Genomic DNA, 20,722 nt, shown 5'->3' on the forward strand with positions numbered 1-20,722 from the left:
GTTCTCTTTTCGTTGTTTACTTATTTAAATATTCTACTATTTTTTCTAATTTCATACCTCTAGATGCTTTTACTAATATTACATCTCCTTTTTGTATTAAATTATCAAGTTTATTTATTGCATCTTCTTTAGTTTCAAAGTGATGTATATTATTTGAATCAAATCCTAAACTTTGGGCTTCTTCTCCTATAAACTTAGAGTCTTCTCCTATTGTTATTAATACATCAGTATTTCCTATTGCCGATTTACCAACAAGTCTATGCCCATACTCTGCATGTTCTCCCATTTCAAACATATCTCCAAGTATAGCAACTTTTCTTTCTTTATATCTACCTAAAATTTTCAGTCCAGCATTCATAGAATCTGGGCTAGCATTATAAGTATCATTTATTATAGTTAAGTTATCAGTTTTAACTATGTCTAATCTCATTTTTGTCGCTTTATAGTTTTTTAAACCTTCCTTTATATTTTCTAAAGGAATTTCTAAGGTCATACCACAAAGTATAGCTGCCATAGCATTATATATATTATGTTCACCTACCGCTGGTACATATATTTCTTCTTTATTTCCATTTATTACACATGTAAAAGTTATATTATCTTCTCCCATGTTGAAATCTTCACAATATATATCATTGTCTTTATTAAATCCAAATGTTTTTAATGTATAAACATGATCTTTATCTTTTAATGTTGATAAAAACTTGTCATCTCCATTTACAATTAAAGTATTTGATGAATCAAAATTTGTTGTTATCTCCATCTTTGCTTTTAATATTCCTTCTTGTGAACCAAGTCTTTCTATATGAGATAAACCTATATTTGATATAACTCCAATTTTAGGATTTACGATATTTGCTAAATGCTCTATCTCATTAAAACCTGACATTCCCATTTCAATAACTGCACATTCATGCATTTTATTTAATTCAAATAACGTAAGAGGTACACCTAATTGATTATTAAGATTTCCTTCATTTTTTAATGAATTAAATTTAGATGATACAGCTGCATATACCATATCTCTTGTAGTTGTTTTTCCAACACTACCAGTTATACCTATAAATGGTATATTGAATTTTGATTTGTAATAATTTGCAACATTTCCTAAAGCTATTTCTGTATCTTTAACTTCTATAAGATTAATATCTGAGTGGTTAATTTCAACTTTCGATTCTTTATTCTTTATAAAAGTTCTACATCCGTTATCATATGCACTTTGCATAAAGTTATGTCCGTCTAGGTTTTCTCCAATGATAGCTACGAATACATTATTTTTATTTGCTTTTCTACTATCTATAACAACATCATTTACTATGTTATCTTCATTTCCTAAAACTAATTTACCCTGAGTCGCAATTACTAACTCTTTAACTGTTAGATTTTCCATACCACTCCTCCTTAATTTTTCTATATGCCTTATTATTTTACAACTCATCTTAATAAAAGGCAATGTATATATATACATTGCCCCCAAATAAATTTTAACTTTATAATTATATAACAGATTGTAGTTTTTTTGAAGTTATTTATAATTATCTTTAATTACAAATTATTTACAAATTTAATTATCAAAGTATATAGATATACTTGATCCTTCTGATACTTTGACACCTGGTTTTGGGAACATATCAATTACTTTAGACCCATCTTTTATTTCTACATCAGGATCTAAGTTTACAGTTAATTTAGCATCCTCTAGTGCTTTTGTTGCTTCTTCTATACTTAAATCTCTTACATCTGGAACTTCAACTTTTACTTTTTCATTATCGGCTTTCTCTTCCTCTGTATATTGTGGTTCAACTCCTAAATAAGGTAATGCCTCGCTCATTATTTCTTTAATTATAGGTCCTGCAGCTGTACTACCAAATAAACTTCCTTTAGTAGGCTCATCCACTATTGCTAATACTACAATTTGAGGATCATCAGTAGGAGCAATCCCTATAAATGAGCATATATATTTTCCTTGTGCATAAGTTCCATCAACAACTTTTTGTGCAGTACCTGTTTTACCACCAATTCTGTATCCTGGAATATAAGCTGTTTTACCTCCACCATCTGTTACAACTGACTGTGCTATTTCCATCATTTTTTTTGATGTTTCTTCTGATAATACAGTTCTTACTACCTTAGATTTCACTTCTTCTACTACATTTCCTTTGTTGTCAGTGTATGCTTTTACAAGTCTAGGTTGCATAAGCTTACCATCATTAGCTATAGATGATACAGCAGTTATTAATTGTAGAGGTGTAACTGATATTGATTGACCAAATGACATAGTTGCTAGTTCTACTGGTCCAACATTTTTTTCATTATAAACTATTCCTTTTGCTTCACCAGGTAAATCTATACCTGTTTTTGAAGTAAATCCAAAGGCTTCTATGTAATCATAAAACTTGCTTACTCCTAATCTACTTCCTAACTCAACGAAAACTGGGTTACATGAATTCTGAACACCTTGAGCGAAAGTTTGCTCTCCATGAGGTCTATAATGTCTCCAACATTTTATTGTAGTTCCTGCTACATTTACAGTACCATTACATACAAACTTATCACTTTCCTTTACTAGTCCTTCTTCTAATGCTGCTGATGATGTTATAAGTTTGAATGTTGACCCAGGCTCATATGTATCATTTATTACTGAGTTTCTCCACATTGCATAATATCCATTTATTATATCTTTATCACTATAACTATCTAATAATTCTTGGTAATATGGATATATAGCTGTTCTAGAGTCATTAGGGTCATAATCTGGTTTTGATGTCATAGCTAATATGTCTCCTGTTTTAGGATCCATAGCTACTACACTTACCCTTTTAGCTCCCGTTGTTTCGTATGCTTTTTCTACTGCTTTTTCAGCATAGTGTTGTATTACTTCATCGATAGTTAATACTAATCCATTCCCTTGTTCTGGCTCATAGTAAATTTCTGAACCTTGTGGTATTTCTCTACCAGAAGCATCTGTGCTTACAATTAATTTTCCATCACTTCCTTCAAGTTTGCTGTTGTATTGCATTTCTATACCAGTAATCCCAGTTGAATCTGATGCAGTATGACCTAGTACATATGATGCAAAATTTCCATATGGATAATATCTTTGATTGTCTTCTGCTACCCAAATACCAGATAAACTTAACTCTCTTATTTTAGTTGCAGTTTCATCATCTATCCATCGTTGAACTCTAACAAGAGCAGTATTTTTTTTGTTAACTAGTTTATAAACATCATCCTCTTTTTTATCTAGTATTTCAGCCAACTTACTTGCAACATCTTTTTTATCTTCAACTTCCACTGGCTTACACCAAACAGTGTACTTTGTAACACTTACAGCTAACTCCTTCATATTTGTATCATATATTGTCCCTCTTTTAGCCTCTACTGGTATCTCTCTAGTTTGTTGTTCTGAAGCCTTAGAACTTAACCATTCCCCCTTAATTAATTGAAGATAACCTGTTCTTAATATTAAACAAAAAAATAAAGTACATGCTAATATAAGAACTAATACTAACCTCTTTTTACTGTTTCCTCTTATTCTCTTCATAAGCTTTCACCCCTAATCCTCAACAGTTATATATTCAATCTGATTGTCATTTGGATAGTCCATATTTAATTTTTCTTTTGCCATATTCTCAATTTCCTCTATGCTAGTATTACTATATATATTTGAATTTAGCTGTTCTATAATTATTTCTTTAGATCTTAAATCTTTTTCCAAATAATATATATCATACCTTAGCTCTGAAATTTTAGCATAACCGCATAGATTAACTATCATTATACTTGACACAAAAGCAAACGTAAGAATTACACGTGATTTTTTAAAAGCAGTTTTTCTACTCCTATTTTTATGTTTATTCTGTTTCTTTTTCTTATATTCATTTATGTCCTTAATTTTATTATTTTTCTTATCTTTTTCCTTAGACTTTTTCATACCAACCACTCCTATAGTTAAAATAGCCATAAGACCTAAGCATAACTTATATTTAATCCCTCTATTATTATTTTTCCTTACTATAACAAACTTCCTTTAACTACTTATATATAAATTTATACATAAAACAATAAAAAAAGAGTCCTTATTATGAAAAATGAATTATATATATCGTACATAAGGATAAGTATGTCTATTTATGTTATATTTCTTAAAATCATTGATTTACAACTTATTATTTTAAAATAAAAAAACTGATTCCTATATTAAAAAGGAATCAGTTTAATTTTTAAATATTTATATCTTCATATGTACCACTTACTAATACTTTTTTATTTTCTATCATAATTTTACCATTAGCTATTACTGTATCAATATCTAAATTTTCATCAATTAGTAAAATATCTGCATCAGAACCTTCATTTATACATCCCTTTCTTGGGTATACTTCTAGACCTTTTGCAACATTAGATGTTATATAAGTCAATGCATCCTCTATACTAAAATCCAATTCATTTACCATAAATTTAAATTCATTATGTAAGCTAGATACACTTGATACCCCCATCTTAATTAAGTTACCAGCTTCATCATATTTTGACCAACTTCCATATCCATCAGAGCTTATAGTTATGTTTTCTTTAGGTACATTTTCATGTATAGCTTTTTTTATACTTTTACCTGGAGTTAAATCATCTTTCATCCCACAAGTTAAATCTATTATTCCTCCTCTTTTTGCATAATCAAAAGCCTCCATTAAAAGTTCTTTTTTTCTATTTACATGAGTAGGTCTTATTGTTTTCATAGGAATTTCAGTTTCTTTTAATATCTCATTTACTTGAGAAAGACCTTTTTTGCCATCTCCCATATGAAGAACTACTATTCCTGCTTTTCCACTTATCATACCTGCTACTCTTGCATCTGATGCTACTCTTTGTAACTCTAAATTACTTACATTAGGAGCTCTATGGTCTGATAGAGCTAACTTTACTCCTATAATCTCATCTATAAAAACTATATCTCTTTTTATAGATCCTGTTATAGTTATAGTAGGATATTCATATGAACCTGTATGAGCAAAAACTGTTATTCCTTCTTCCTTCAATGCTTTTGCTTTAGAAACTAAATTTTCTACACTTCTAGTAGTTCCATCAGTCCCTAAAAGTCCAACTACTGTAGTTATTCCACCTTGTGTAAGTTTACTTAGGGTTATCTCTGGAGCTCTAGTTTTAAAACTACCTTCTCCTCCACCTCCAGTTATATGAACATGTTGATCAATAAAACCTGGAGTAAGCTTTTTTTTACTACCATCTATAATCTTTATTTTATCATTATTAAAATTTATTTCATTTTCAATTAAAGATATTTTTCCTCCACTTATAAAAACATCTTTTACTCCCTTATATTCTGGAGAATATACCTCTACATTTTTTATAAGTATCATATATACTACGCTCCCTTAGTTAAATTTTCTTTATTGTCTAATTTAGCTATTCCAAATCCAGTAATAGCTAATATTATAGCAAATATTATTCCTGTATAGTTTAATATAGCCCATGGTAGGTATTCTAAAGTAGGAACACCTAATGTCGCTGTCATATATGCTCCTGCTGCTGACCATGGTATTAATGGAACTATAACTGTACCAGAATCTTCTAAAGTTCTTGATAGATTTTTAGGATGTAAGTTTCTCTTAGGATATACCTCTTTAAATAACTCACCTGGTACAAGTATTGATAAATATGAACTTCCTGTAACAAATGCAACAGTAAAGCAAGATACTATAGTTGATATTATTATTCCAGTTGTAGATTTTACTTTTGACATTAATAAATCAAGTACTACATCAAGCATTCCCGAAGAACTTGCAATTCCTGCAAATCCCATAGCGCAGAATATAAGTACTGTTGTACTTGTAACAGACGCCACTCCACCTCTATTTATAAGTTTTATTACTTCAGCTGTAGCCTCACCTTGAAAACCTGTCATAGTTAAATCAAAACCTGATATTAAAGATGTAAATCCATCAACTAAACTAAATCCTTGGACAGCTGAACCTAAAAATACACTAAATAAACTTGTACCTAACATAGTTGGTATAGTTGGCCATCTTTTTACAGACCCTAACACTATAATCGCTAATGGTATTAATAAGATTATATTAAAGTTAAACATAGAATCTAATTGTTCCATAATTAAATTAACTGATTCTGGAGTTACTAACTCTCCTGAAGAGTTAAATCCTACTATTAAATAAACTACCGCTGATACTATAGCTGCTGGCACAGTTGTGTAAAGCATGTGCTTTATATGATCATATATATCACTTCCCGCTGCCATAGGAGCCAGATTTGTAGTATCTGAAAGTGGAGATAATTTATCTCCTAAAAATGCTCCTGAAACTACAGCCCCTGCTGTTGCTGGAAGAGATACTCCTAATCCTCCTGCTATACCCATCATTGCTACACCAATCGTTCCTGCAGCTCCCCATGATGTTCCTGTAACTATTGCAAGTAATGCCGATAATAAAAATGCAGTTACTAGTATAAATTTAGGATTTATCATTTGAACCCCATAATATATTATCATTGGTACAGCCCCTGAGAACATAAGTGAACCTATTAAAAGCCCTACACTCCATAAAATTAATGTTGCAGGAAGTGCATTTGCTATCTTATCTACTATAGATTTTTGCATCTCATCCCATGTATAACCTAGTTTTAAAGCTATTATCCCTGCTATGAAAGCTGAAGCTATCATTATAGGCTCTGCTTTTATGTTTAAAAAACCATATCCTATGGCTAAAGCGACAATCATAAAAACTATAGGTATTAATGCTTGTAATAATGTTGGTTTCTTTTTTGATGTATTCATTTAAATTCCTCCGTTTATTTATTTTTCTACATTATTTATTAAGCAATTTCTATGCCAACTTTTATATTTATCGCTTATTTTTTAAAACTTAAAACATAAATCATTGGAGTCTATTTTTATTTAAGGCATAATACAAGATTCATCTTCATTATATAAGCTATAATTTTAGGAGAAAATAATGAAAAGGGTTAATCAATTAAGATTTAACCCTTTTTATCCCTTTCTCTGATATTTTCGTCCCTTTTAATCCTTTATTAATATCTATATATCCATCATTTCTTAATTTTTTCATTATACTTCTTACTTTTCCTTCGCCAATACCATAACCTTCTTCATAAGATACAATGGATAATGTTCGTCTACCTATTCCTTCATATTTATAAATCTTTTTTAATACCCATAACTCTTTTTCATCTAAATCTTCTTTTATTAATGATTGATTACTTAAACTATCTTCTTTTTCATATTTAACGGATTCAATTATATACTTTGGAAAGTCATTTACCTCCACTTTTGAATCAATATCTTTTATTGTACATACGTATTCTACAATATTTACTAATTCCCTTATATTACCTGGCCAATGATATTCTTCAAGTAATTTTATAGCATCATTTGTAAAAAATAACTCTAAATTATCTATTTTAACAAATTTAAATAAGTAATATTCTAGTAATAACTTTATATCCTCTTTTCTATTACGAAGTGGTATAGAGTATACAGGCATTACATTTAATCTATAATATAAATCTTCTCTAAAGTTTTTTAACTTAACTTCTTCAAATAATTCTCTATTAGTAGCTGCTATAACTCTTATATCTATAGGAATTGCCTCTGTACTACCTACTGGAGTTATCTCCCTTTCCTGAAGAACTCTAAGTAATCTAGACTGTAAATATAAGGATGCATCACCTATTTCATCTAAAAATATGGTTCCCTTGTGTGCCTTTTTAAATAAACCGACTTTACCGCCCTTTTTTGCACCTGTAAAAGCGCCTTCTTCATATCCAAAAAGCTCACTTTCTATTAAGTTCTCTGGTATTGCTGCAAAGTTAATAGCTACAAATGGATAATCTCTTCTTTCAGATTCATTATGTATGGCTTGAGCTAAAACTTCTTTTCCAGTTCCAGTTTCACCTTGAATTAAAACAGTTGAATTTGTTTTAGCAATTTTCTTAGCCAAGTTTATATTTTTTATTAAAGATTTACAACTACCTACTATATCATCAAAAGTATACTTAGAATAACTATCTTTAGACTTTTCTTTTCGTCTTAATTCATCATCAATTTTATGTATATGCTTAACCTCATTAAGTACAATCATATTGCCACTATAAATATCATTATTTCTTATATTTTCTTTAGATATTAAAACCTCTTTATCACTAATACTAATAATGTCTTCTTTTAAATCTTTAAAATGCTTATAAATATTTTCACCTATAATATTTTCTTTAGACGTATTTAATAACTTAACTGCTTCTTCATTTAATGTTATTACATTATCTTCAGTGTCCGTATAGATAATGCCATTTCTTTGGTTATCTACTATACTTGTTAGAACTTCTTTTACTTTATTACTTTCTTGATACATACTTATATATTTCTTAGAAATATCTATAATATCTTTATAAAAGTAAGATGAAATTAAACTTTCATACTCTTTCATATAATTTAGTTTCATTAGTATTTCTATTAAACTTATTACATCCATCCTCCTAGGCTTTATATCTATAACCCTTTTTATCCCATTAGGAACCAAATGAGGTTCTCCTGGTGTAATAGCTATACTAGCGTTTTTATAATTAATAATACCCGGATAATAAGAATAATAATTTACATGATCTATTCCTTGATTATTAAGTTGATTAATAACTTCGTCACAACTTTCTTTAGTATCATTTACAACAAGTATATCTTCATATTTTCTTATTTTTAAAATCTCATCAATACATTCATGCCTTATTACCCTTTTTAAAATTACATAATCTAAATTTTTATCTATTTTAGGAAGGCATATATCCTTAACTTCTTGGCTAGAAAATATAACTAAGTCACCATCTAATTTATAGTCACAACTACTATTTAAAATTAAATTATTTATATTAACTTTATCTTTCAAGATATATTTTAATTGATTTTTTATACTTAATCCTGTATGTTCTCCAAATGATATTATTAAAATATTTTTCACTTTTTGCCCCCTTTATTATGTTTAATTTAAATAACATTATATAGTAATACTATAAGGTAAATCAAAATCTATTTTTAACAAGTAAATATAATAAAAAAGATTTATTATTAAAATAAAGCTTGCAATGTAAGATTATATTTACATTACAAGCTTTATTAACAATAAACCTTATATTTTCTGTGCTACTCTAAGCTTTGCACTTCTACTTCTTGGATTAAATTCTACTTCTTCCTTGCTTGGTAGTATTGGCTTTCTTGTTATAACCTTTACTTCAGCTTCTTTATCACATTGACAAATAGGAAGCTCTGGTGGACATATACAGTCCACTGCTAAATCTCTAAATGCATTTTTTACTATTCTATCTTCTAATGAGTGGAATGTTATTATACACACTCTTCCACCTTCATTCATTATAGATACTGCATCATTTATCATCTTAGTTATTACTCCAAGCTCGTTGTTAACTTCTATTCTTATTGCTTGGAAAGTTCTTTTTGCTGGATGCGGTCCATCTATTCTTGCCTTTTTAGGTATTGCCTTTTTAATTATTTCAACTAACTCTCCAGTAGTTTCAATTGGCTTTTCACTTCTTCCTTCAACTATGAACTTAGCTATTCTTTTAGCCCAATTATCTTCACCATAATCTTTTATTATTTTAGCAAGTTCTTCTTCACTATAAGTATTTACAACATCATATGCTGAAAAAGTACATCTAACGTCCATTCTCATATCAAGAGGTGCATCTTGCATATAAGAAAATCCTCTATCAGCTTCATCTAATTGATGAGATGAAACTCCTAAGTCTGCTAAAACTCCATCTATTTTATGAACACCAATCTTAGCTAACTCTTCTTTTATATTTTCAAAGTTACTATGAACAAATCTTACTCTATCTGAGTATTCACTTAATCTTTCTTTTGCTGTTGCTATTGCATTTTTATCTTGGTCAAATCCTATAAAAAGACCTTTATCAGATAATCTTTTTACTATTTCTTTTGAGTGACCAGCTCCACCCATTGTACAGTCAACATAAACACCGTCTGGTTTTATATTTAAATTATCAATGCACTCATTTAAAAGTACCGACACATGATGAAATTCCATATTATATCTCCTTAGTACTACTTATTTTGATTCTTCTTCATTTGTATTATTATTTTTCTTTGATAAATAAATATGCGCTATTATTCCACCTATTACTCCTACTAAACTTATAACTTGAGCCATTCTAAGTGGACCTATCATTAAGCTATCAGTTCTAAGTCCTTCTATAAAGAATCGACCTAGCGAGTAAAATATTATGTAGTAAATGGCAAGTTGTCCTTCATATTTCTTTTTCTTTCTAAACATCCATAGAAATATGAATAAACCAAAATCCCATATAGATTCATAAAGGAAAGTTGGATGAACTTTAACACCGTCAACTATTATTCCCCATGGTAAGTTTGTAGGTCCTCCATGAGCTTCTCCATTTATATAATTTCCCCATCTTCCTATTGCTTGTGCTAGAGGCATACCTATTAATGCTACATCTGCCATTTTGAAGAAATTAATTTTCTTTATTTTTGTATAAATAAATCCAGCTAATATACCTCCTATTAAGGCACCATGTATAGCCATTCCTCCACCTCTAAAATTTAATATTTGAGATGGATTTTGAGAATAGTAACTCCAATTAAAAATAACATAATAAAGTCTTGCACCTATTACACCTGATGGTATTGCACATATTGCTAGGTTCAAAACATCATCTTCACTTATTCCTACTCTTTTAGCTTCTCTTAATGCTAAAAGCGTACCTAAAATCATTCCTGTAGCCATTAACACTCCATACCACATTACATCTATACCAAATATAGTAAATGCTACTCTATCCATTATTATTGCTCCTTATCTTTTAAATAATTTACTAAAAAGTCCCTTTTTTTCTTCATATCTGATTGCCTTAGGTATAATTATATCCTCATTTTTTATAATTAAACTCTGATTGTTATTAAATAAATTATCTGCAACTTCTTTTGAATATTTATTTTCTACAAAGTTATATGCTTCTTTTAATTGAGGTCTTCTTCTTTCGCTTCCATGAGCGTCACTTGCTATTATATGTACCATATTATTATCTAATAAAATATCACTTGTTCTTTTTATTTCTTTGCCATGCTTTCCTAATATACTAGAAGCATTTACTTGTATTATAGCTCCTTCTTTAATACAATCATATATTATATTCGGATTTTCTATAATATTATTATATCTTTCAACATGAGCTAATACAGGTGTATATCCTTTTAACTTAACTTCATAAACTACATCGGCTAAATTTTTATGAATATTCATAGGTGAAAATTCTATTAGTACATACTTACTTTTATTTAATGTATAAAAGCTTAAAGTATCTAGATTTTCAATTATCTCATCTGTATAATATATTTCATTTCCTAACAATACTTCTAAGTTAATCTTATTTGCCTTTAAAGTTATATTGAATCTATCTACTATATCTACAAGTTCTTCTCCCATTATATACTTAAATTCAGGATGAAAATGGGATGTATTTATTATTTTTTTTATACCTTCTTTTTCTGCTATTCTTGCCATTTCTAATGCTTCTTCTAAATCAACTGCTCCATCATCAACTCCTGGCAGTATGTGACAATGTATATCTATCATAATATTTTCCCCTTACTATAATACTGATTTAATTATAAAAGTTTATTTTAATATTATAACAGTTTTAAATTTATAAAAAAGTATTTTGACTAAATTTATAATAATATTATTATAAATGTCTAATTTACTAATATCACATATTTGAATAATTGATAAAATAGATTATCCTAAAATAAAATATATAATAAGCGGAGGTCTTATGAATAATTATAAATTAATTACAATATCTAGATATTTATCTTTATTTATGATATTTATAGATTATTTTATTAATATAAACTTATCATCAAGTTACTCATTTTTCTTAATACTGATATTTATAATAAATAATCAAATTAGGTATTTTAATTTGTAATACAAAAAAATATTTATTCATATATCACTTATAATAGAATTTATTTTAATTTATATACTTTCTAATTATATTGATAAAATTAATGTATTTTTCTTTATCCCAATGATTTTGGATATTACAAATTCTAAAAAAATCTATAACAAATATATTTACTTAATAATAGCTATAATTTTTTCATTAATAATAAATATTGATTATTCATTATTAAGTGCATTTGAATATTCATTTTTCTTATTAGTTATATCTATACTTTGTATCTATATACATAATGAAAGTTTATCTAAATTAAACTCTCAAAAAATATATAATCAACTTAGGATATCTGAAGATAAGTTAAAAAAAGCAAATTCTGATTTAGAAATTTATATAGATTCATTAGAAGAACTTACTATACTTAAAGAAAGAAATAGAATATCAAGAGAAATTCATGATAGCGTAGGACATGCTCTTTCTACAACAATAATTCAACTTAGTGCAATAGAAAAGTTAGTTTCTTATGATAAAGATTTAAAAGAATTAGTATGTGAGCTTAGAGAGTTTGTAAAAATGAGTTTAAAGAAGTACGAAATGCTATAAATACTTTAAAACCTAAAGAATATGAAAAATATGAAAATCTTTTTAAAATAAAAGAATTAATAAATAATTTTTCAAAGATGACTAATATAGATGTTAAAATGACTGTATCTAAAAATACATGGAAGCTTTCTAGTATACAATTAACTTCTTTATATAGAGTTATTCAAGAAGCTTTATCAAACTGTATAAAACATTCTAATGCAACTAAAATTCAAATATTTTTAAATTTTAATAATGATAATTTAGTTATAAATATAAAAGATAATTGAACTACATGCAAAAATATAATCAAAGGAAACGGACTAAAAAGTATTACTGAAAGAATGAATGAACTTAATGGCTTAGCTAGATTTAATTCTTCTAATGATGTTTTTTTAATACATGCTTCTTTTCCTAAAAATACAAGAGGTGAATTTATTGAGTAAAATAAATGTTTTAATTGTCGATGATGAAAAACTTATAAGAACAGGTCTTAAAATAATACTAAAATCTTATGATGATATAAATGTTATTGGTGATGTAGCAAACGGATATGAAGCTTTAGATTTTTGTAAAAATAATAGTGTAGATTTAGTTCTTATGGATATAAGAATGAATATATGCGATGGTGTTTTAGGAACTAGATTAATTAAAGAATATGATGAATCTATAAAAATACTTATACTTACTACTTTTAATGACGACAAATATATAAAAGATGCTATGAACCTAGGTGCATCTGGATACCTTTTAAAAGATAGCTCTAATGATGTTATATATGAAGGAATCCGCTCTAGCTTTTATGGAAATATAGTTTTAGATAAAAGTGTTGCATCAAAGGTCATTAATAATGAAACTAATAATACAAATGAAATTATAAACACACACAATTTATCATCTAAGGAAATTGATATAATAAAGCTTATAGCAAATGGTCTTACTAATAAAGAAATAAGTAATGAATTATTTCTATCTGAAGGAACTATAAAAAATAATATAAGTAATATATTATCAAAACTTAACCTTAGAGATAGAACTCAAATTGCTATATTTGCTTTTAAAAATAAAATAGTGACTTAAGTCACTATTTTTAGTTACTTTAAGTTATAGAAAAACCTCCCGTAATTTTTTATTATAGTATTAGAAAATTACGGGAGGTTTTTATGAGCTTTATAAAAATAGAAAATATAACAAAAAGATTTAACGATAAAATAGCTTTAGATAATATTAGCTTTAATATCAGTGAAGGTGAAATATTTGGACTTATAGGTCCAAATGGTGCTGGTAAGTCAACATTAATAAATATTGTATCAGGACTTACTTCACCTAATAGCGGTACTATTCAAATAAATAATATGACTATGGACAAAGACTCCATAAAAGTAAAATCTTTAATAGGATTAGTTCCACAAGAACTTGCAATAATAGAAACTTTAACACCTTATGATAACTTAGAGTATTTTGCTTCATTATATGGACTTAAAGGTAAATTATTAAAAGAAAGAATAAGCGAGTGTTTAGAAATATCAGGTCTTATAGATGTTAAAAAGAAAAAAGTAAGTAAATTATCTGGTGGTATGAAAAGAAGACTTAATATAGCAGTGGCTTTAATTAATCATCCTAAAATATTAATACTTGATGAACCAACAGTTGGAGTTGACCCTCAATCAAGAAATCATATTTTTACAGTCTTAAAAAATCTATCAAAAGAAAGAAATACAACTATAATATATACATCTCATTATATGGAAGAGGTAGAAAGTCTTTGTTCTAAGATATTTATTATGGATGAAGGAAAAGAAATTGCTTTTGGTACTCAAGATTATTTAAGGAACTTAGTTTCAAGTAACACTAATATATCCATATGTGTAAATAATTTAAATGGAAATATTATATTTGAACTAAAAAATCTCAAGGGAGTTATATCTGTAAAAGAAGAAGACGGTTTACTTTTACTTAGTACAGAAAAAGATTTTTCTATATCAAAAGCTTTAAGTATATTAGAAAGTAACCATGCTTGTTTATCTAATATTTCTTATAATAATTCTAGTCTTGAAGATGTGTTTTTAAATCTTACAGGAAAGAATCTAAGAGATTAGGAGGATATTATGAGATTATACTATAGTATTAAGTTTTTCTTTAAATCACTTAAAAGTAATTTATTTATGAATATATGTAACTTTATACTTTTACCAATTTTTATGGTTTTCTTTTTAGGAAGTATAAGTAAGTCAACATTTGAAAGCCCTAATGTTACTCAAATTATAAATATAAACTTTGTAGATAATGATAATACTACTTCATCAAATCATCTTATTAGTTATATTAAAAATAATTATAGTGAATTATTTAGTATAGAAGATAAAAATAAGGATCTTAATTTAGAAATACAATTCCTAAAGGATATGAAGTTAGTTTAGAAAATAATAATAAAAATTCCATAAATATAAAAGAACTTCATAAAAAAAGCTCAAACTTCTCAAGCATTGCTAAAAATATTATAGATAATTATCATGAAGAATTATATTTTAGTGATGTTGGTACTTCATTTATAGAAAGTAAATTTGTAGATTCAAATATATCTAAGTCTTCATCTGAGTATTTTGCTATATCACTATTAGGTTTTTTAATTATATCAATGATATTTAATAATACTGCATCTGGTTATGATGGTGAAGTAAGTAATTCTTATATAGGAGAATACTCTGGATTAAATAAACGAATATACTCTATGCCTATATCTAGAGTAAGTAAGTTAATTTTAAGCTTTGTAAATTTATTTATATATTCTTTAATTTTTTTAATTTTATATGTGTTTATTAATAGATTTTTAGGAACTGCATTTACTGGAAATATATTTTTATTAATTATTATATGTTTAATTACATCCATATTTATAGCTTCAATATCAAAGTTCATAAGTTCATTTATTCCTAAAAAATATGGTGTTATCATTACATGTATTTTAAGCTTTGCTGAGTTAATTTTAGGTGGTACATTTGTTCCTTTTTATGAGGATTTATCTAAATTTTATACTCTATCACCTACACATATTATAAATAATTTATTTACTAATTATAGTGTATACGATAATTTTAGCTCTATATCAACTTCATGTATTTTAATACTATTAATATCATCAATATTATTTATTTTATCAGCAATAAAAGAAAAATATCATTGGAGGGAAATATAAATGAATATAATTAATTTAACTTTAGCAAATATAAAGAGGTATTTAAAATCACCTCATTTAATATTACCAATGATATTTGTACCATTAGTTATGATATTTTTTGTAAGCTCATCAGTAAATAACTCAAATGGATCTTTATTTGAGCAACAAATTGCCTTGGTATGTAACAAAGATGGAAAATATGAAAGCAAACTTATAGATGAACTAGGAGATAATATGACTTTATTTGATATTAAGGATAAAGAAAAAGCTATAGATTTACTAAAAAATAATGATATTTCTTCTGTTATAGTATTAAATAATAATTTTTCTGTTGATATTGATAATTCAGTTAGTCCTAAAGTTACATCATTTAAAACATCTAATGGTGGAGGAAGTTTATTAACTGAATCAAATATAAATAAATTTATAAGTAAATCGTTAAAATATAAGGAAGACGGTAATATAAATACAAGTATAATAACTTCTAATATAATAAAAAAAGAATCTTCTCTATTAGGAAGCGACGTATTATCTGTTTTTATGATTTCTTATTTTTTATACTTATGTAGCGGTGTATTTTGTATGGATTTATTATCACTTAGAAAATCAAATGTATTAAGAAGAATGTTATCTACTAAAAATAAAGATTTCCATATTATTTTTAGTTTATGTTTCTCATTATTTTTAGTTCAAGCATTCTTTTCTTCTTTAGCTTTAATCTTAGCAAATATAATTCATGGAGATAATATAAGTATACCTACTATATTATTAATTTGTGCTAACTCATTTGTTTCTACTGGTTTAGTAATTTTCATATGTAGGTTATTTAAAAAAGAATCTTATGTATTTCTTACAACTTCATTTTATTGTTTAATTAGTATCATTTTATGCTTAGGTGATTTACTACCTTCATTAAATATTAATAGTCAATTATTTAATAAATTATCTATGATATCTCCATTTTATTGGATATTTGAAGTAGCTAATGGAGGTAATATATATATATCTATATTTGCTTTATTGTTAATGGGATTAGTCTTTATGACATGTGGTAGCTTTAAATTAAAAGACTTTGCTAGAAATTAAAAAAAGAATTCACTAAATAGTGAATTCTTTTTTTATTATTTAGGCTCAACTATAGATATTACACAATACTCCTCTTTTAAATGCTCTTTAAGTCTTTCTTCTATTTCTTCAAACTTAACTTCTTTTATAACATCTAAATAATCTAGTACATTCATACCCTTAAAGTTATATGCTATAAAGTTATTTGCAATAAAGTTAACAGAGTCAAAATATTTTAAGAAATGTCCAATTTTCTTTTTCTTAGTTCTTTCAAAAGCGACTTTATCTAAACCTTCTTTTTTATATTTTTCTATATATTCAAGAATTATTCTTTTTACTTCCTTGGGATTTTTAGAATCTCCACCTATTATAGTAAACCCATAATTTACTTGAGATGAAAATCCTGATCCAAAGTTTTCATTTATTAATCCTTGCATGTATAAGTCTTCGTAAAGAGCTGTCCCTCTTTTAAAAATCATATCTATTAATATTTCTGTAATTATTTCCTTTTTCATAAGCTCTTTACCAGACATACCTACATTATTATCTTTAAATGCTATATTAAACATAGGTATTGATATTGAAAACTTTTCAATTACTTCCTTTTCATTTACATGATTAGGTTCATCTGGATAAAATGTTTCTATTTTATGTTCTAATTTTTCTACATCATTATGATTATATTTTTTTACCGTATCCATAACTTTATTTACATCCAAATCTCCAACTACAAATAAAGTCATATTTCCTGGATTATAAAATGTATTGTAACACTTATATAATTCTTCTTTTGTTATTTTATATATACTATCAACGCTACCTGCTATATCAACTCTTACTGGATAGTTTACATACATTGCTTTTAAAGCGTTAAAATATACATTCCAATCAGGATCATCATTGTACATTTTTATTTCTTGTTCTATTATTCCCTTTTCCTTTTCTACATTTTCATCTGTAAAATAAGGAGTCTGAACGTAATCTATTAAATGAGCTAAGCATTCATAAAAATACTCAGTACAAGAAAATAAGTAAGCCGTCATTGTAAAATTAGTAAATGCATTTGCACTTGCTCCATACTTAGAAAATTCGTCAAATGCATTTTTTCCATTTGGTTGTTCAAACATCTTATGTTCTAGAAAATGAGCAATTCCTTCGTTTACTCTTATTGGCTTATTCTCGCCTATTGGCACAAATTCTAATTCATTTGAACCATAATTAGTTGCAAGAACTGCATATTTTTTTGTAAATCCCTCTTTAGGCATAAAGTAAACATCTAATCCATTTTCTAATTTTTCATAATATATCTTTTCTTTTAAAACTTCATTAGTAATTTCTTTCATATTTATGCCTCCTTAGTTGCTTAAGAAATATACAGTATCTAATTTTATATCTTTTACAACTTCAACTATATCTTCTACACTTATTTTATCTAATTTATCTATTATTGATTCTATAGTAGAATTAGTTTTTCCCATTGCTTGAGCAAAGTAAAAATCACTTCTTCCACCTATATTATCTGCTATTGTTCTCATAGAACTTATTAAAGCACTTTTACTGTTATTTAACTCTTTATCAGATATTTCTCCATTTTTCAATTTACCTAATTGCTCATTTATTAAATTTATTGTTTTTTCATAATTATTGGCTTCTATTCCTGCTGATATAAATAATATTCCTTTATATTTTTCTATTGAAGAATATACATAGTAACATAGACTTTCTTTTTCTCTTACATTTAAGAATAATTTAGAGTCTGGTCCTCCACCTAATATATTTGACCCTACTACTAAGGCAAAGTATTTTTCTTCTTCTAAGTAATCTATATTACTTCTATAACCCATTATAAGTTTTCCTTGAGTTATTTCCATTTTTTCATTTACAGTTTTAACTTCTTTTATTTCTTTTATAAATTCATCTCTAGGTATATCTATTATATTTCCTCTTTCAAATTTAAAGTTATCAGTTATTACTTTTATAACTTCATCTTCATCAAAATCACCTTCAACTACTATATCTATTGGTGATGTTCTTAAGATTTCTTTATAGTGTTCATATAACTCTTTAGGAGTTATTTTGTCTATATCTTCTTCATATCCATATTCACTTATGCTGTATCTTTCACCTTGGCACATTTCTTCAAAGGCTCTTTCAAGTGCATATCTTCCTTTATCATTAATTTTAGCTTGTATTCTATCCTTTAAATTTTGCTTTTCTATATTTAAAAACTCTTCTTTAAATCCACCATCTATTACTAATGGATTGTTTACTATATCATTAAAGAATTCAATTACATCTTTAAATATATTTTCATCTAAATATTTTTCATTTGTACTTATTATTTTAAAACTAAGTACTTGGCGCTCTCCTCTTTTAGTAATATCTGCTCCCATTGAAGATCCATATAAGTTATCTAACTCATTTGATATTTCTCTTGCACTAGGATATTTCATACTACCACTAGTTACAATCTCTGGTATTAAAGCATTTTTTGTAGCTTCATCTTTATCTAGTAATCTTTGTATATATATACTTACAAGATTAGATTTAAATTTCTTAGAATGAATTAACGTTAAGTTAATTTGTTCTCCTAAAGATATATTTTTTATTCCGTCCATTTTACCCTCCTATTGCGCTTAGTAATGATATTCTGTCAAATATCTCATTTACTATTAAGTCGTATTTTTTATCAGCATCTATATAATAAAGCTTTGTATTTCCCATGTCTAAATTACTAAGTATGCTATCCACTAAGTTTTTAGTATAAATACTATCAATTATACTTGTTGGTAACACTATATATAGACCATCAATTCCATATTCTAGTAATTCCTCACCACATTTAATTATATCCTTTTTATTATTTTCTAAAAGAGGTAATTTTATTTGAATGTTACTATTTTTTTCGTCTTGCAATATGTAATCTCTTATTTTTTCTCTAAATAATATATCTTGTTCTACATTGTTTTCATTTTGAAAACCAATTAATAACACTCCTATATCTTTATTTTTACTTGATATAGTTTTTAATATTTCATTTTTATATAATGTTGCTAAGTTATTTGATTTGTAGAAAGTTTCCATTATTTCTACCTTATTTAAATTGTATTTACTTAAATTTAAACTTTCATATCTTTTAGTGAAAACATCAAAATCTTCACCTTCTGTCATAAACATAGGACAAATAATTATATTTTTATATCCTTTTGAAATAATATCTTCTATACTATTTTCAAAATAAGGTGATGAATAAAGATAAGAATTTACTACTTTATAACTATTGCCTAACTTTTCTCTCAAATTTGATGCTATATATTCTGCATCTTCTTTAAAATCACTTGACCCAAATTTTTCATAGTACATTTTAAATGTATATAAATCTTTTATTCCAGTTAAGTATGATTTAAATCCCTTTTCAAAGTAAACTTCACTTGCCCTTTCTTTTAAATCATAGTTTGAACTTTCACCTCCAGAAACCAACAACACTACTGTTTCTGGTTGGTCTTCTAGTGGACTCACATCTTTTATAGCTATTTTATTTCTAAATATTGATATAGTTATAATATTTATTCCAATAAAAGCAATAATAAGTCCATATGCTATATATTTATAATTTTTATCTATAATTATCTGCTTATAAAAAAGAAGTGTGGCTAAAACTATAAATATATTTTCCATATAACCTGTAAATATAAAACCTAAAAATATACATACAAATAAAAGTATTGAACTTAGCATAAAACCAACTCCATAATAATGTATAGTTTACATCTGTTATATATATGATGTATAATCAGTATGTATGTCTATAATGAAGTTTGTAAATTTGTAAAAATCAGCTTTATTAGTTGTGTTCACGACTTAGAAGGTTGTATAAATTTATATATAAATTTCAAT

19 protein-coding genes are annotated in these 20,722 nt (G+C 26.5%); 7 read left to right on the forward strand and 12 right to left on the reverse strand.

Annotated features, from left to right (window positions below):
• Positions 1-16: 16 nt before the first annotated feature.
• The 9 genes from EIH23_RS01275 to EIH23_RS01315 all read right to left on the reverse strand — a co-directional run bounded on the left by EIH23_RS01275 (position 17) and on the right by EIH23_RS01315 (position 11,672).
• Positions 17-1,390 (reverse strand): UDP-N-acetylmuramoyl-tripeptide--D-alanyl-D-alanine ligase, encoded by a 1,374-nt coding sequence (locus EIH23_RS01275; RefSeq protein WP_122638394.1) that lies wholly within the window; start codon positions 1,388-1,390, stop codon positions 17-19.
• A 174-nt stretch (positions 1,391-1,564) separates the two neighbouring features.
• Positions 1,565-3,544, reverse strand: coding sequence for a stage V sporulation protein D (locus tag EIH23_RS01280; RefSeq protein ID WP_122638395.1), 1,980 nt, complete (start codon positions 3,542-3,544; stop codon positions 1,565-1,567).
• 12 nt (positions 3,545-3,556) lie between these two features.
• Positions 3,557-3,934, reverse strand: coding sequence for a hypothetical protein (locus EIH23_RS01285; protein WP_122638396.1), 378 nt, complete (start codon positions 3,932-3,934; stop codon positions 3,557-3,559).
• Between the two features lie 289 nt (positions 3,935-4,223).
• On the reverse strand, positions 4,224-5,378 hold the full coding sequence (gene iadA, locus EIH23_RS01290) for a beta-aspartyl-peptidase (protein WP_122638397.1): 1,155 nt from the start codon (positions 5,376-5,378) through the stop codon (positions 4,224-4,226).
• Positions 5,379-5,383: 5 nt separating this feature from the next.
• Positions 5,384-6,808 (reverse strand): Na+/H+ antiporter NhaC, encoded by a 1,425-nt coding sequence (gene nhaC, locus EIH23_RS01295; protein ID WP_122638398.1) that lies wholly within the window; start codon positions 6,806-6,808, stop codon positions 5,384-5,386.
• 196 nt (positions 6,809-7,004) lie between these two features.
• Complete coding sequence (locus EIH23_RS01300) at positions 7,005-9,002, reverse strand: sigma-54 interaction domain-containing protein (RefSeq protein ID WP_122638399.1); 1,998 nt, start codon at positions 9,000-9,002, stop codon at positions 7,005-7,007.
• 168 nt (positions 9,003-9,170) lie between these two features.
• Positions 9,171-10,106: a 16S rRNA (cytosine(1402)-N(4))-methyltransferase RsmH gene (rsmH, locus tag EIH23_RS01305; RefSeq protein ID WP_122638400.1), complete on the reverse strand. Its 936-nt coding sequence runs from the start codon at positions 10,104-10,106 to the stop codon at positions 9,171-9,173.
• A 21-nt stretch (positions 10,107-10,127) separates the two neighbouring features.
• Positions 10,128-10,880 carry a prolipoprotein diacylglyceryl transferase gene (gene lgt, locus EIH23_RS01310; protein WP_122638401.1) on the reverse strand — a complete coding sequence of 251 codons (753 nt, stop codon included), beginning with the start codon at positions 10,878-10,880 and terminating at the stop codon, positions 10,128-10,130.
• A gap of 12 nt (positions 10,881-10,892) precedes the next feature.
• Entirely contained in the window at positions 10,893-11,672 is a 780-nt protein-coding gene (locus EIH23_RS01315) for a tyrosine-protein phosphatase (RefSeq protein ID WP_122638402.1), read from the reverse strand.
• Positions 11,673-12,135: 463 nt separating this feature from the next.
• On the opposite strand from EIH23_RS01315, the gene EIH23_RS16465 reads away from it, so the two are divergent.
• From EIH23_RS16465 to EIH23_RS01345, 7 genes are all read left to right on the forward strand, one after another.
• Positions 12,136-12,603, forward strand: coding sequence for a histidine kinase (locus tag EIH23_RS16465; protein WP_243113290.1), 468 nt, complete (start codon positions 12,136-12,138; stop codon positions 12,601-12,603).
• Positions 12,604-12,701: 98 nt separating this feature from the next.
• A complete protein-coding gene (locus EIH23_RS16470) occupies positions 12,702-12,872 on the forward strand; it encodes an ATP-binding protein (protein ID WP_243113291.1) in 171 nt (56 codons plus the stop codon).
• 148 nt (positions 12,873-13,020) lie between these two features.
• Complete coding sequence (locus tag EIH23_RS01325) at positions 13,021-13,662, forward strand: response regulator transcription factor (RefSeq protein ID WP_122638403.1); 642 nt, start codon at positions 13,021-13,023, stop codon at positions 13,660-13,662.
• Positions 13,663-13,745: 83 nt separating this feature from the next.
• A complete protein-coding gene (locus EIH23_RS01330) occupies positions 13,746-14,681 on the forward strand; it encodes an ABC transporter ATP-binding protein (RefSeq protein WP_122638404.1) in 936 nt (311 codons plus the stop codon).
• A 9-nt stretch (positions 14,682-14,690) separates the two neighbouring features.
• Entirely contained in the window at positions 14,691-15,002 is a 312-nt protein-coding gene (locus EIH23_RS01335) for a hypothetical protein (protein ID WP_122638405.1), read from the forward strand.
• 26 nt (positions 15,003-15,028) lie between these two features.
• On the forward strand, positions 15,029-15,778 hold the full coding sequence (locus EIH23_RS01340) for an ABC transporter permease (protein WP_243113297.1): 750 nt from the start codon (positions 15,029-15,031) through the stop codon (positions 15,776-15,778).
• Entirely contained in the window at positions 15,779-16,846 is a 1,068-nt protein-coding gene (locus tag EIH23_RS01345) for an ABC transporter permease (RefSeq protein WP_122638407.1), read from the forward strand.
• 35 nt (positions 16,847-16,881) lie between these two features.
• Here the strand turns inward: EIH23_RS01345 and yfmH are convergent, their stop codons facing one another.
• The 3 genes from yfmH to EIH23_RS01360 are packed head-to-tail and all read right to left on the reverse strand — an operon-like array spanning position 16,882 to position 20,563.
• Entirely contained in the window at positions 16,882-18,168 is a 1,287-nt protein-coding gene (gene yfmH, locus EIH23_RS01350; protein WP_122638408.1) for an EF-P 5-aminopentanol modification-associated protein YfmH, read from the reverse strand.
• A gap of 12 nt (positions 18,169-18,180) precedes the next feature.
• Positions 18,181-19,443, reverse strand: coding sequence for an EF-P 5-aminopentanol modification-associated protein YfmF (gene yfmF, locus EIH23_RS01355; RefSeq protein WP_122638409.1), 1,263 nt, complete (start codon positions 19,441-19,443; stop codon positions 18,181-18,183).
• A 1-nt stretch (position 19,444) separates the two neighbouring features.
• Positions 19,445-20,563, reverse strand: a complete 1,119-nt coding sequence (locus EIH23_RS01360) for a CbiX/SirB N-terminal domain-containing protein (protein ID WP_122638410.1) — start codon at positions 20,561-20,563, stop codon at positions 19,445-19,447.
• Between the last annotated feature and the right edge of the window lie 159 nt (positions 20,564-20,722).

The organism is Romboutsia sp. Marseille-P6047, assembly GCF_900604535.1.
Classification (GTDB): Bacteria; Bacillota; Clostridia; order Peptostreptococcales; family Peptostreptococcaceae; genus Romboutsia_E.